Raw genomic sequence first — 13955 nt, forward strand, 5'->3', positions numbered from 1 at the left:
GACCTATTTCCCGGGCTTAGGTTTGGTGTCCTTGAGGCGTTTGATGGGGACACGCCGATGACAGAACTTGAGAACAGGCTCGAACGGTTCGAGACGCTCACCGCCGAATGCGAGCTGATCGCCAGGCTCGCCACCGACAGCACCAAGCGTGAGTTTTATCTGAAGCTCTCGGAGCGGTATCGCCAGCTGGCGGTGGACATGCGGCAGGCCATAGCGAGCCAAGCTGCGGCCTGACGCCGGCAATCCGTTCTTAACACTTGGCGCGCATCCTCAATGCAGATGCGGGGACGCCTGCGGCGATTTCCCGCTGTGGTAATGCCGGGGCTCGCTGCGGTGCAGCGCGCGTCGCGAGATTGTTTTGTCGTGCCTAGCAGGGCGATCCCATGCGCCTTTTTGCGGTCATCATGTTTGGACTCATGACGGCAGCCTGCAACCAGGAGCAGGAGATCACCGGCTCGACCCCGGTCTGCGCGATGCGGAACTACACTTCCTTCAATCCCCGCGACATGACCCAGTGCGTTGCCGCCTGCAAGGCGTGCGACCACGGCAACACGGTCACCTGCAGCACGTCGTGCACGCTCAAGGGCGCCCGCTGAGCGGCTCCGCCTCCTGGTTCGGGGCCGATGGTGTCTCGACGGTGTTTTGGCACCGGAACGATTCACATGGATCAATCATTGAAGGGATGGCAGGACGCGGAGTCCTTTGGAATGGGTATGCTCGATCCCGGTCGGTTCCTGGTGTCATGCTCTCACTGCGCAGCCTGGCCGATGGCCGCCAATGTAAGACGTTCGAGCTGGTCGGCTTCGCCGAACGAGGTCCGCTTCGTTTGCCCGCGCTGCCGCCGCGAGGAGACCGCGATCATCTCCGCCTCCGGCGAGTTGACGCCGATCCGGCGCGTCGACGTCCCGCCGCGCGACGTCACCGCGGCCTGGGCTCAGGCCCAGCGCCCAAGAGGGCGAGCGTAGCCCGCCGTTTAAGGAGAAGAGGGCCGAGCGCAGCCAGCTGAGGGCAAGAGGGCGCGCGTCACCATCCGTCGGGACCTCTGATGAGGCGGTTGGAACTGCCGCGGGAGGTGATCCAAGCAGGTGCAAATGTGCTAGGATCGTCGGCATGAGTTCATCCATGCCCCGTCCAATCCTGCCGCCCCTCGGCGACCGTTTCCGCCTTAACCCGGTCGCGGCGCGCCTTGCGCCGCTGTTCGGCTTCGCGCTGCTGATCGTGTCATGCGCGCTGGCAAGCTTTGCATTCGCCTGTGCCACGCCGTTTGCGGCTTGCGCGGTTGTCGCCGCCGCCATGCTGCCGCTGCGTCCGGCGCTGCTCGTCGTCACCGGCGCCTGGCTGGTGAACCAGGGCATCGGCTTCGGCGCGCTGCACTATCCGATCGACCCCAGCACTATCGCCTGGGGCTTCGTCATCGGCGCTGCTGCGCTGCTATCGACCGCAGCAGCATCGACGGTCCTCCGTAGGCTGCCGCGAGGCCGCACGCCACTGATGCTTGCGATTGCATTCGTTGCCGCCTACGCGGTCTATGAGTTCGCGCTGCTTGCCGCGACGCCGGTCCTGGGCGGCGAGGGCGCCTTCACCGCCGCCATCGTGACCCGGATCGGGCTGACCAGCGCCATCTGGCTCGCCGGCCTCGTCGCCGTCTGTGAGATCGTCCGTCTGGCCGATCCGTTCGGGCGCGCGATGCGGAACGACTGAGCGCCAACCAAGGCACTGAAGTCCGGTCATGCCGATAACCGGACCTTTGCCCAGCGCTGCAAGGCGACCGCTGTCCAAACCGTCTCGACAAACCCGAACGGCCAGGCGCCCTGGAGAAAGCCATAGACCCCGCTGAACGCGCAGGCTGCCGCGAAGGCCAGCACGAAATGCGGTCCGCGCGGCTCAAGCGCGTAAAACAGCAGCATCGCACTGACCGACAGCACTCCGAAGATTGTGATTGCGTCCATCAGCCGGCCGGAGGCTTCGGCTTCTTGGCGACACCGAGGGTGTGGACGACGGCGGGCCCCATAACCGGCCACAGCGCGGCCGTCGCGGTCAGAACGGTCGCGGCGCACATTGCAGCCAGCACGGACGATCGGATTTTCAAGCCGCGCGTCCGCGATCGACAGACGATCCAGACCCAGGCGCAGACCACGACGGCGATGGACAGTTTCGTCATCAGCCCGTGCGCATGGTCGAGCACCGCGATCAGGCTGCCCACGCTGGCGAGCACGACAGCGGGTACCCTGCGCCCTCTTGGACAAGAGGGTGAAGCGACGAAGCAAAGCTCGGGCGGAATCAGCCGCGAGAACGCGAAGCGTGTCTGCAAGTTGAATCTGCATTGGCGGATGGCGATTGCTGCCCCTTGCTCCGTCATTGCGAGCGCAGCGAAGCGATCCAGAGTCTTTCCGCGGAGGATTCTGGATGCTTCCGCCTTCGCTAAAGCTTCGGCGGACAAGTCGCTCCGCTCGCAAAGACGATGTGGAGAGAGTGTGCACAACACTTCGATCTGTGGCCTGGACGCAGCGCCCTTGCAGCGCGTCCGGACAGGCGGGGAGATGAAGGCGCCGACTCACCTTGGCTGCGCCTCGTGGTCGCGCCGAAGTTGCAACGCAGGCACGCACCGGAAACTTGAAGTGGATTGTCCTCCCGCCGGGGGTATCGCAGTAAGCTCGATCGTGTCCTCACGGCCACGATTGTGCCGTCCGTGCAACACCCGTCACGGATTTAACCATCTTCTCTGTCCGTTCGCATCGACGCCGCTTTTTGGCCACACCCGAACATGAATAAAATCACTCGAATATTTTAGCGGCAGCGGTGATCCTGGAAGACGACGGAAATCCCCAAGGTCGATTCAAAAGGTCGATTAAAGTCTTGGCTCTGATTTTTCGGGTCTGAAAGGGTTGGCCGGGGAAACTGGTTTGCGATGGACGCGAAGAGCAACATCAAGCAGAGGCTGCCGAGCCGTCACGTGACGGAAGGTCCTGCGCGCGCGCCCCATCGCTCCTACCTCTACGCCATGGGTCTGACCACCGACCAGATCCACCAGCCCTTCGTCGGCGTCGCCTCGTGCTGGAACGAGGCCGCGCCCTGCAACATCTCCCTGATGCGCCAGGCGCAGGCGGTGAAGAAGGGCGTCGCAGCCGCCGGCGGCACGCCGCGCGAGTTCTGCACCATCACCGTGACCGACGGCATCGCGATGGGGCATGACGGCATGCGCTCCTCGCTGCCGTCGCGCGAATGCATCGCCGATTCCGTCGAACTGACGATCCGCGGCCACGCCTATGACGCTCTCGTTGGCCTGGCCGGCTGCGACAAGTCGCTGCCGGGCATGATGATGGCGATGGTCCGTCTCAACGTGCCCTCGATCTTCATCTATGGCGGCTCGATCCTGCCCGGCAATTTCCGGGGCCAGCAGGTGACCGTGCAGGACATGTTCGAAGCCGTCGGCAAGCACTCGGTCGGCGCAATGTCGGACGAGGACCTCGACGAGATCGAGCGCGTGGCGTGCCCCTCGGCGGGTGCCTGCGGCGCGCAGTTCACCGCCAACACGATGGCGACCGTCTCCGAGGCGATCGGGCTGGCCTTGCCGTACTCGGCCGGTGCTCCGGCACCCTATGAAATTCGCGACGCCTTCTGCATGACCGCGGGCGAGCAGGTCATGCAGCTGATCGCCCAAAACATCCGGCCACGCGACATCGTCACCCTCAAGGCGCTGGAGAATGCCGCCGCCGTGGTCGCCGCGTCCGGTGGCTCGACTAATGCTGCACTGCACCTGCCGGCAATCGCGCACGAGTGCGGCATCAAGTTCGACCTGTTCGACGTCGCCGAAATCTTCAAAAAGACACCGTACGTCGCGGATTTGAAGCCAGGCGGCCGTTATGTCGCCAAAGACATGTTTGAAGTAGGTGGCATACCGCTTCTGATGAAGACGCTGCTCGACAACGGATTTCTCCACGGTGACTGCATGACCGTCACCGGTCGAACGATCGCCGAAAACCTCAAAAGCGTGAAGTGGAATCCGCACCAGGACGTGGTGCACCCGGCAGACAAGCCCATCACCGTCACCGGCGGTGTGGTCGGTCTGAAGGGCAATCTGGCGCCAGAAGGTGCGATCGTGAAAGTCGCGGGAATGTCCAACCTCAGGTTCACCGGTCCGGCCAGGTGCTTCGACCGTGAGGAGGATGCTTTCGAGGCCGTCCAGAAGCGCACCTACCGCGAAGGCGAAGTCATCGTGATCCGCTACGAGGGGCCGAAGGGCGGTCCCGGCATGCGGGAAATGCTCCAGACCACCGCGGCGCTGACCGGCCAGGGCATGGGCGGCAAGATCGCGCTCATCACCGACGGCCGCTTCTCCGGCGCCACCCGCGGCTTCTGCATCGGCCATGTCGGGCCGGAAGCCGCCATCGGCGGCCCGATCGGGTTGCTGGAGGACGGCGATATCATCGAAATCGACGCGGTCGCCGGTACCCTTAACGTAAAATTGAGCGACCAGGAGCTTGCCCAACGCAAGACCAAATGGACCGCTCGCGCGACTAACCACACGACGGGCGCGCTCTGGAAATATGCTCAGCAGGTTGGACCAGCGGTCGGTGGGGCAGTGACCCATCCGGGCGGCGCGCACGAGAAACAGTGCTATGCGGACATCTAGGCGTACCATCGTTGCGTTTGTGTTGGGGGCTGCCGCGCTGGCCGCGCCGGCTCTCGCCTTTGACGGCGCACCCGTCAGCCAGAAGGATGCGACCATCCCGGTGGTCACGACCTTGCCGGGCGCAGCAGGCAAGGTGCGCAATGTACCGCCAGTCGTGCCCCAGGAAACCTCGCTCAGCGCCCTGCAATATGCCGCGGAGGGTGGCCACCCCATCGCGCAGTGGAAGCTCGGCCGCATGTACGCCAATGGCGACGGCGTCGCCCAGGACGATGTGCGTGCGTTCGAGTATTTCACCCGCATCGCCAACGCGCACGCCGAAGACAGCCCGTCCGCGCCGCAGGCGCAGATCGTCGCCAACGCCTTTGTGGCGCTCGGCCGCTATTATCTCAGCGGCATCCCGAATTCGAAGGTCAAGCCGGACCAGGAGCGGGCGCGGGAGATGTTTTCCTATGCCGCGTCCTATTTCGGCAATGCGGATGCGCAATACGATCTCGCCCGCCTGTACCTGAAGACGCCGGACGCTTCGCGCGAGGATTTCCGCTACGGCGCGCGCTGGCTTGGGCTCGCCGCGCAGAAGGGCCAGCACGAGGCCCAGGCGCTGCTCGGCCAGATGCTGTTCAACGGCGACCGCCTGCCGCGGCAGGCCGCGCGCGGCCTGATGTGGCTGACGCTGGCGCGCGACAGCGCAGGCAGCGACGAGACCTGGATCAAGGAAAACTACAACCGCGCCTTCGCAAAGGCCTCCGACGACGATCGCGCCATGTGCCTGCAGATGCTGGAGCAATGGGTGCAGGGTCGACGGGAGTGATGGGTTGAGGCGGCCTCACGCCGCCTCAAGATCGAGATCCGCCCACACCGGCACGTGGTCCGACGGCTTCTCCCAGCTGCGCACATAGCTGTCGATGCCGACATTGGCGAGCCGGTCGCTGGCCTGTGGCGACAGCAGAAGGTGGTCGATCCGCAGGCCGTGGTTCTTCTGCCAGGCGCCGGCCTGGTAGTCCCAGAACGTGTAGAGCCCGGGCTCGTCGGTGACGGCCCGAAGCGCATCGGTCAGGCCGAGGCCGAGCAGGGACTGAAAACTTTCCCGCGTCTCGGGCTTGAACAGGGCGTCCTCGATCCAGGCGGCGGGATTATGGACGTCCCGGGCATGCGGGATGACGTTGAAGTCGCCTGCGAGGATCAGCGGCTCCTCGGTCTTGAGGCGCTCCTTCGAATACTCAAGAAGCCGCGACATCCATTTGAGCTTGTAGGGATATTTCTCGGTCCCGACCGGGTTGCCATTGGGCAGATAGAGGCAGGCGATGCGCAGCACGCCGGACTTGAGCGTCACCACGCCTTCGAGGAAGCGGGCATGCGCATCCTCGTCGTCGCCGGCCAGCCCCGACTTGGTCTCGTCGAACCGGAGCTTGGAGAGCAGGGCGACACCGTTGAACGTCTTCTGCCCGTGGGTGACCACGTTGTAGCCGAGCGCCTCGATCTCCAGCCGCGGGAAGGCGTCGTCGACGCATTTGATCTCCTGGAGGCAGACGATGTCCGGCTGGCACTCCTTCAGCCAGGTCAGGAGGAGATCGATGCGCTGCCGGACCGAGTTCACGTTCCAGGTGGCTATTCTGATGGGCATCTTGGCGGCTCCGGGCAGGGGCCATGGTTAGAACAAAATGCAAACGCGCCCGTCAAGGACGCTGCGAAATCTCCCACAAAATTAACCCGGCTTAAGTCGGGCCCGGTCCATTGATCGTGAAAAGGTTTTTCGAATGGGACGGCCGAACAAAGCCATGAAGCGAACCGAGCCCCGCGACGGGTTGATCGGCGCGTTCCTGTACTGGCTCGGCGGCTACGAGATCGAGGACGGCCTGACCGCCGGTCTCAGCGAGCGCGAGCTGAGCCGCATCCGTGCCAAGCAGATCGACGCGGTGATACGCCTGATCCCGGTGACGATGGCCGTCACTATGCTCAACGTCGCGGTGGTGCTGATTTTGTTCTGGGGTCGTGGCTGGAACGACTTTCTCGCGATCTGGGGCATGACCCTCGCGACCGCCGCCTCGCTTGCGGTGCGCGCGTGGCGGCGCTCCCACCAAAGCCCGCCTCAGGAAGCCTCACCCCGCGCCGCGCGGCAGATGTTGCGGCAGGCGTTCTTCCTCGCCGCAATCTGGGGCACGCTGCCGGTCGCGCTGTTCAGCCGCATCGAGCCGACCAGTCAGCTCATTCTGGCCTGCCTTATGGTCGGCATGATGTCCGGCGGTGCCTTCACGCTCTCGACCTTCCCGCGTGCGGGCCTTGTCTATCTCGCGACGACGACGATCGCCTGTGCCGGTGCGTTGCTGTTATGCGGCACCGGGCCTTACCTCGTGACCGCCGTGTTCCTGCTGCTGTTCGCGTTCTTCATGGCGCGCAACATCGTCTCGCAAGGCAATCTGTTCCTTGGCAATCTCAAGGCCCAGCTTGAGCTCGAGCGCCAGACCGAGATCATCTCGCTGTTGCTGAAAGATTTTCAGGAGAACGCCAGCGACTGGCTGTGGCAGACCGACGCCGAAGGGCATTTGGTCGACGTGCCCGAGCGCTTCGCCGCGGTCGCACAGCTGCCACTGCCCTTGCTGAAGGGCTCGCATTTCGCCGACGTGCTCGACATGCTGTGCCCCGAAGACAAGAGCGCGGCCTACAATGTCGTCGGCCTGATGGAGCACGCCGAACCGCTGCACGAGATGAATCTCAAGGTCGTCGCCGGCGGCGAGGCGCGGCTGTGGTCGCTCACCGCGAAGCCGGCCTACGACCGCGACGGTCAATTCCTCGGCTATCGCGGCTTCGGCCGCGACGTGACCGAGCGCTGGCGCGCGGAAAAGGCCGAGGCCGAGAGCCGCGCCAAATCGGATTTCCTCGCGGTGATGAGCCACGAGATCCGCACGCCGATGAACGGCGTGCTCGGGCTTGCCAGCATGCTTCTGGAGACAAAACTCGATCCGGAGCAGCACGAGGCCGTCACCACGATCCGCGAGTCCGGCGACAATCTCCAGCGCATCCTCAACGACATCCTGGACCTCTCCAAGCTCGAGGCTGGACGCTTCGCGTTCGAGGTGATCGACTTCGCGCCGCAGGCGCTGGTAGAGACATTGGCGACCGTCGTGCGCGCGAGTGCCAAGAGCAAGGGGCTCGCGGTCAAGGTCAAGCTCGATCCGAACCTGCCGCCGACGCTGCGCGGCGATGTCGCGCGTATCCGCCAGGTCCTGCTCAACCTCGCATCCAACGCGGTGAAGTTCACCGACCAAGGCGAAGTCACGATCGCAGCCGTCTGTCAGGCCCGCCGCGATCTGCTCGCCACCGTCGAATGGAGCGTGACCGACAGCGGTATCGGCATCGCCCCCGAGAAGCTTGGCCAGCTCTTCTCCGACTTCGCGCAGGCCGACGCCTCGATCAGCCGCCGCTTCGGCGGCACCGGGCTTGGGCTTGCGATCTCCCGGCGCATCATCGAACAGATGGGCGGCACCATCGGCGTCACCTCGACGCCGGGCGAGGGCTCGACATTCAGCTTCACGCTGGTGCTGCCCTGGAGCCAGGAGCAGGCATCCGACTACATTGCCGACCGCGACGAAGCCGACGACCTCAAGGCGCGTATCGCGAGTCTCGACCGACCGCTGAGGGTGCTGGTCGCCGAGGACGACGCCGTCAACCGCATGGTCGTGAGCAAGATGTTAGGGGCCTTCGACGTCGAGCTGCGCGTCGTCACCGACGGCGTCGAGGCCGTCGCGGCGGCCTCGGAGGAAGACTACGATCTCGTGCTGATGGACGTGCGGATGCCCGACATGGACGGCCTTGCCGCAACCCGGGCGATCCGTGCGCAAGGTGGCCGATTCGAATCCTTGCCGATCATCGCGCTCACCGCCAATGCCTTCCCCGAGGACGTCAAGATCTGCCGCGAGGCCGGCATGTCGGACTTCCTGGCCAAGCCGCTACGCAAACCCGCGCTGCTGGCGGCGCTGCTGCGCGCGCTCGATGGACATGTGATGGCGGGAGACGCACCACTTCAGCCGGAGCTCATGTCGGTCGACGTGGAGTGGACGGACGAGGAAAGGCAGATGACCGGCGCCTAGCCGGCGACGTCAGATCGAGAAGCTGGTCCCGCAGCCGCAGGACGCCGTGGCGTTCGGATTGTTGACGCGGAACGAGGCGCCGATCAGATCGTCGACGAAATCGACCTGCGACCCCGCCAGGAACGGCTGCGAGGCGGAATCGACCAGCACCACCGCATTGTCCTGCTCGATCACGAGATCGTCGTCAGTGCGGGCACGGTCAATGTCGAACTTGTACTGGAAACCGGAACAGCCTCCGCCCTCGACCGAGATCCGCAGCATCGCGCCAGACCCTTCGCCCTTGAGGATCTCCCCAATCCGGCGTGCGGCCTTGTCACTGATGGTCACGTCAGTCGTCATCGTTCGTCTCCGATAGGCCCGCTCACACCAAGGTCACCTGAAGGTCACGTGCCCTATTCAGTTGGTATCCCGCGTCCGGCATAGTTAAGTGCCACCATACGCAGAATCAAATGGATAGAGACTAAATTCGCCGTGTCCGTCGGAATGGCTGCCCCCCACGCGCCCTATGCCTGCGATCCCGAGCGCAGTCGCGGCCGATTGGTCGCGGAACCGCCAAGCCGGACCCGCAGCCCGTTTCGACGGGATTGCGACCGGGTGATCCATTCCACCGCGTTCCGCCGGCTGAAATACAAGACCCAGGTGTTCGTGTTCCACGAGGGCGACCACTACCGCACCCGGCTGACCCATTCGCTGGAGGTGGCGCAGATCGCCCGCGCGCTGGCCCGGCAGCTCGGGCTGGACGAGGACCTCACGGAAACCCTGGCGCTCGCCCACGATCTCGGCCATCCGCCGTTCGGGCACGCCGGCGAGCGGGCGCTGGACGCCTGCCTGAAGGATTTTGGCGGCTTCGATCACAACGCCCAGACGCTCCGCGTCGTTGCGGCCCTGGAACAGCGCTATCCCGAATTCGACGGGCTCAACCTGACCTGGGAAGCGCTGGAGGGCATCGTCAAGCACAACGGCCCGCTGACCGATCGCAGCGGTGCGCCGGCCGGGCGTTATCGCGAGCGCGGCGTTCCCGTCGGCATCGCCGACTACATCAAGATCTATGATCTCGAATTGTGGAGTTTCGCCTCGCTGGAGGCACAGGTCGCCGCGATCGCGGACGACATCGCCTATGATGCCCACGATATCGACGACGGTCTGCGCGCCGGCCTGTTTCACCTCGACGACCTCAAGGTGATGCCGCTGACCGCGGAGATCATCGCCGAGACTTCTGCGCATTACCCCGATCTCGAAGACGTCAGGCGCGGCGCCGAGCTGGTGCGCGAGCTGATCTCACACTTGATCGGTGCCGTGTTCGCCGAGGCCCAGATAAACCTTACCGCCGTGAAACCGCAATCCGCACAGGACGTGCGCCAGCAGAGCCGGGCATTGATCGCATTCCCCGCCGCGGTCGCCGAGGAGGAGGCCGCCATCAAGCGCTTTCTCTATCAGCACATGTACCGCCACAAGCGGGTCATGCGGGTGATGGGCGAGGCGGAACAGATCCTGTTCGACCTGTTCGCAAAATACCTCACCTCGCCCGGCGAGCTGCCGCCGGAATGGCTGGTCGGGGCGGAGGCGGACAACGAGGGCGACCGGGCCCGCCGGATCGGGAATTTCATTGCCGGAATGACCGACCGTTTCGCCCTGACCGAGCACCAGCGGCTCTTTGACTCGACCCCGGATTTGCGTTAGGCGGCGCCCATGCCCGACACATCCTCAGCACTGCACCTGTTCGCCGACGTGCTCGCACGCGTGCACGCGGTCTGCCGCGCGCTCGCGGCGGAAGCCAACTGGCCCGAGGGCATCGATTTCTCGCGCGTGGTGGTCGAGCCGCCGCGCGATGCTTCCCATGGCGACATGGCGACCAACGCAGCCATGGTGCTTGCGAAAGAGGCAAAGGCAAAGCCGCGCGACCTCGCCGAGCAGATCGCCGAACGGCTGCGCGCGGACCCATTGATCGCCAAGGTCGACGTCGCAGGTCCAGGCTTCATCAACCTGACGCTGGAGCCGGCCGCATGGGCCGAGGCGCTACGGACCGTGCTGCGCGAGGGCGCCGATTACGGCCGCGTCCGCGGCGGCTCCAAGGTCAACGTCGAATATGTCTCCGCCAACCCCACCGGACCGATGCATGTCGGCCATTGCCGCGGCGCCGTGTTCGGCGATGCGCTGGCGAGCCTGCTTGAATTCGCAGGCCGTGACGTCACGCGCGAATATTACATCAACGACGCCGGCGCGCAGGTCGACGTGCTCGCCCGCTCCGCGTTCCTCCGGTATCGCGAGGCGCTCGGCGAAGACATCGGCGCGATGCCGGAAGGCCTTTATCCCGGCGACTATCTGAAGCCGGTCGGGCGGGCGCTGGCGCAGGAGCACGGCGACAAGCTCCTCGCCGTGAGCGAGGGCGCGTGGCTACCGACGGTGCGCGCCAAGGCGATCGCGATGATGATGGACGAGATCAAGGATGATCTCGCCGCGCTCAACATCCGCCACGACGTGTTCTTCTCCGAGCGCTCGCTACAGGACGCCGGCAACAACAAGGTCGCCGAGACCATCGATTTCCTGCGCGCCAAGGGCGACGTCTACCAGGGCCGTCTGCCGCCCCCAAAGGGGGCTCCGGCCGAGGATTGGGAAGATCGCGAGCAGTTGCTGTTCAAGGCGACCGCCTATGGCGACGACGTCGATCGCCCGCTGATCAAGTCGGATAATTCCTACACCTACTTCGCCGCCGACATCGCCTACCACAAGAACAAGTTCGACCGTGGTTTCGCGGAGATGATCGACGTCTGGGGCGCCGACCATGGCGGCTACATCAAGCGCATGCAGGCGGCGGTGAAGGCGACCACCTCCGGCAAGGGGGCGCTCGACGTCAAGATCGTCCAGCTGGTGAAGTTGCTGCGCAACGGCGAGCCGGTGAAAATGTCCAAGCGGAGCGGGGACTTCGTCACCTTGCGTGAGGTGGTGGATGAAGTCGGCCAGGACGCCGTCCGCTTCATGATGCTCTACCGCAAGAACGACGCGGTGCTCGACTTCGACCTCGCCAAGGTCATGGAACAGTCGCGCGACAACCCGGTGTTCTACGTGCAGTACGGCCACGCCCGCGGCCACTCGATCTTCCGCAACGCCCGGGCCGAGGTGTTCCCGGAACTCCCGGAGGAAACGGAAAAGCGCATCGCCTGGCTGGGTGAGTCGGCGGTGGAACGGCTGTCGGACCCGGCTGAACTCGACCTTCTTAAGCGGCTCGCAATATTTCCGCGCATGCTGGAAGCGGCCGCAACCGCCCACGAGCCGCACCGAATTGCCTTCTATCTCTATGATTTAGCCAGCGAATTTCATGCACTTTGGACGAAGGGGCGCGATTTGCCCTATTTACGCTTCATTATCAATAATGATGCAGATCTAACGAAGGCGCGGCTGGCCATGGTCCAGGGCGTCGTCTCTGTCCTGGCATCGGGCCTCGCCATCCTCGGCGTCCATGCTCCGGACGAGATGCGGTAGTTTGGGGCGAACTACTTAAGGGATTTCGGGGGTAACCGGCAGAAGCCGGATCGCTTAGACTTGGTTGAAAGCCTTGTGGGTCGAAAGCCGCGCCTTGGTCGAGGGGCGCGCGGCTTTCCCGAAGGGACGCATCATCACGATGGCCGAACGATATCAGGACAGACCGTTTCCTTCCGATGACTATCGCGGTGGCGATCAGCATGGGAGGGCGGAGAGCGGTGATCCCTTGGCCGAACTTGCCCGCCTGATCGGGCAGACCGATCCGTTCGCAGCGCAAGGGCGGCCGGGCGTGCACCCGCCTGCAGCTCCTGCGCCTGCCCAGAGCTATCAGGACGACGACTATCGCCAGGACGATGGCCAGCAGGACTATGCCGAGCAGGCCCCGCCGCCGCCCGGGCCACCCTCATGGATGCGGCGCGCCAATGTGCAGCCGCAGACGGTGCCAGCTGAGCCTGCCTATCCCGCTTCCGTAAACCCGGTTCATCCACTGCATCGTTATTCAGCCCAGCCGACTGCGCCCGAGCCTGAACCTGATTATCGTCAGCCGCAGGCCTATCCGGATCAGGCCTATCAAGCTCGCACCCATCAGGGGCAGGCCTATCAGGATCAGGCATATCAGCAGCCCGATCAGGCTTACCAGGAGCAAGCCCACCAGCAGCCCGATCCGGCGCGCTACGACGAGGCGCTCTACGGACGGCTGGAGGCGGGCGAGCAGGACTATCAGCGCGATCCCGCCTATCCCGACGATCCTTACGCGTTCCAGAGCGACTATCCCGAGGCCGATCTCGACGAGCCGAAGAAGCAGCGCGGCGGCATGATGACCGTCGCGGCGATCCTGGCCCTTGCAGTGGTCGGGACCGGCGCTGCGTTCGCTTACAAGACCTATGTGGGCTCGCCCCGCAGCGGCGAGCCGCCGATCATCAAGGCCGACAACACGCCGACCAAAATCGTGCCGGCGCCGTCGGACTCCTCGGCCAAGGTACCGGACCGCATGGTCACCGGAGATGGCGCCGAGAAGATCGTGCCGCGCGAGGAGGCGCCTGTCGACGTCAACGCCAAGGCGGGAGGTCCCCGCGTGGTGTTCCCGGCGCTGAACCAGAACGCGAACCCGCCGCCAGTCGCGAGCGTGTCGCCGTCCAGCATTCCGCTGTCGAGTGCGGGCCCGAATCCGAGCAACGGCACGCTGCCGAACAATTCGCCGCGCGCGATCAGGACCGTGGCCGTGAAGGGCGATCAGACCGACGCCACCGCGTCGCAAGCGGCCACGGCCGCGAAGCCGACAGCTCTCCCGAAGCCCGTTGCGGCACCAGCTGCACCACGCACGCCGCCGACCTCGGCCAATGCCAGTGCCAATCAGCCGCTCTCGCTCGCGCCGCAATCGGCGCCGGCCGCGGAGCCACCGCAGCGGATGGCTGCGACCAATCCGACGCAAATTGCGCCCGCGAGCAGCGGTGGCGGCGGCTACGTCGTGCAGGTCTCCTCGCAGCAGACCGAGGATAGCGCCCACGCCTCCTACCGGGTGCTTCAGAGCAAGTACGGCAGCGTGCTTGGCTCCCGCGCACCCGTGGTCAAGCGGGTCGACCTGACCGACAAGGGCAAGGGAATCGTCTACCGCGCCTTCGCTGGGCCGTACGGATCGCTCGAAGAGGCGAACCAGGCCTGCAACAGTTTGAAATCCGCTGGCCTGTCTGCCTGCTTCGTCCAGAGGAATTAACGGCCGTTTCCTTGACCCTCTCGCGGGTCAGGGTTAATCGGCC

At 64.9% G+C, this 13955-nt stretch carries 14 protein-coding genes; 10 read left to right on the top strand and 4 right to left on the bottom strand.

Annotation, left to right across the window (positions count from 1 at the left end):
• The first annotated feature begins 57 nt into the window (after positions 1–57).
• The 4 genes from IVB50_RS16880 (at position 58) to IVB50_RS16895 (ending at position 1701) form a co-directional block, all read left to right on the top strand.
• Positions 58–234: a hypothetical protein gene (locus IVB50_RS16880; protein WP_018458044.1), complete on the top strand. Its 177-nt coding sequence runs from the start codon at positions 58–60 to the stop codon at positions 232–234.
• 149 nt (positions 235–383) lie between these two features.
• Complete coding sequence (locus tag IVB50_RS16885) at positions 384–596, top strand: hypothetical protein (protein ID WP_018458043.1); 213 nt, start codon at positions 384–386, stop codon at positions 594–596.
• 66 nt (positions 597–662) lie between these two features.
• Positions 663–965 (top strand): hypothetical protein, encoded by a 303-nt coding sequence (locus IVB50_RS16890; RefSeq protein ID WP_247296609.1) that lies wholly within the window; start codon positions 663–665, stop codon positions 963–965.
• Positions 966–1122: 157 nt separating this feature from the next.
• Positions 1123–1701, top strand: coding sequence for a hypothetical protein (locus tag IVB50_RS16895; protein WP_018458041.1), 579 nt, complete (start codon positions 1123–1125; stop codon positions 1699–1701).
• 26 nt (positions 1702–1727) lie between these two features.
• Here IVB50_RS16895 and IVB50_RS16900 read toward each other — a convergent pair whose 3' ends face one another.
• Together IVB50_RS16900 and IVB50_RS16905 are read right to left on the bottom strand one after the other, a co-directional pair.
• The gene (locus tag IVB50_RS16900) at positions 1728–1949 is read right to left on the bottom strand and encodes a hypothetical protein (RefSeq protein WP_018458040.1); all 222 of its coding nucleotides are present in this window, start codon (positions 1947–1949) and stop codon (positions 1728–1730) included.
• Positions 1949–2215 carry a hypothetical protein gene (locus tag IVB50_RS16905; RefSeq protein WP_204511292.1) on the bottom strand — a complete coding sequence of 89 codons (267 nt, stop codon included), beginning with the start codon at positions 2213–2215 and terminating at the stop codon, positions 1949–1951. Before IVB50_RS16905 ends, IVB50_RS16900 begins: the two co-directional genes overlap by 1 nt.
• A gap of 693 nt (positions 2216–2908) precedes the next feature.
• Here IVB50_RS16905 and ilvD point away from each other — a divergent pair.
• On the top strand, positions 2909–4633 hold the full coding sequence (ilvD, locus tag IVB50_RS16910) for a dihydroxy-acid dehydratase (RefSeq protein ID WP_247296611.1): 1725 nt from the start codon (positions 2909–2911) through the stop codon (positions 4631–4633).
• Positions 4620–5441, top strand: coding sequence for a tetratricopeptide repeat protein (locus IVB50_RS16915; RefSeq protein ID WP_026233489.1), 822 nt, complete (start codon positions 4620–4622; stop codon positions 5439–5441). The genes ilvD and IVB50_RS16915 overlap by 14 nt, the downstream gene beginning before the upstream one ends.
• 15 nt (positions 5442–5456) lie before the next feature.
• On the opposite strand, the gene xth is transcribed toward IVB50_RS16915, so the two are convergent.
• Positions 5457–6254, bottom strand: coding sequence for an exodeoxyribonuclease III (gene xth / locus IVB50_RS16920; protein ID WP_039800265.1), 798 nt, complete (start codon positions 6252–6254; stop codon positions 5457–5459).
• 133 nt (positions 6255–6387) lie between these two features.
• Here xth and IVB50_RS16925 point away from each other — a divergent pair, with 133 nt between their 5' ends.
• Positions 6388–8718 carry an ATP-binding protein gene (locus IVB50_RS16925; protein WP_247296613.1) on the top strand — a complete coding sequence of 777 codons (2331 nt, stop codon included), beginning with the start codon at positions 6388–6390 and terminating at the stop codon, positions 8716–8718.
• A gap of 9 nt (positions 8719–8727) precedes the next feature.
• Here IVB50_RS16925 and erpA read toward each other — a convergent pair whose 3' ends face one another.
• A complete protein-coding gene (erpA, locus tag IVB50_RS16930) occupies positions 8728–9057 on the bottom strand; it encodes an iron-sulfur cluster insertion protein ErpA (protein WP_007610737.1) in 330 nt (109 codons plus the stop codon).
• 132 nt (positions 9058–9189) lie between these two features.
• On the opposite strand from erpA, the gene IVB50_RS16935 reads away from it, so the two are divergent.
• The 3 genes from IVB50_RS16935 to IVB50_RS16945 all read left to right on the top strand — a co-directional run bounded on the left by IVB50_RS16935 (position 9190) and on the right by IVB50_RS16945 (position 13912).
• On the top strand, positions 9190–10398 hold the full coding sequence (locus IVB50_RS16935; RefSeq protein ID WP_085362127.1) for a deoxyguanosinetriphosphate triphosphohydrolase: 1209 nt from the start codon (positions 9190–9192) through the stop codon (positions 10396–10398).
• Between the two features lie 9 nt (positions 10399–10407).
• A complete protein-coding gene (argS, locus tag IVB50_RS16940; RefSeq protein ID WP_247296615.1) occupies positions 10408–12198 on the top strand; it encodes an arginine--tRNA ligase in 1791 nt (596 codons plus the stop codon).
• Between the two features lie 139 nt (positions 12199–12337).
• Positions 12338–13912, top strand: coding sequence for an SPOR domain-containing protein (locus IVB50_RS16945; protein ID WP_247296838.1), 1575 nt, complete (start codon positions 12338–12340; stop codon positions 13910–13912).
• Positions 13913–13955: the final 43 nt, after the last annotated feature.

It is taken from the genome of Bradyrhizobium sp. 87, assembly GCF_023073015.1.
Taxonomy (GTDB): Bacteria; Pseudomonadota; Alphaproteobacteria; order Rhizobiales; family Xanthobacteraceae; genus Bradyrhizobium; species Bradyrhizobium canariense_D.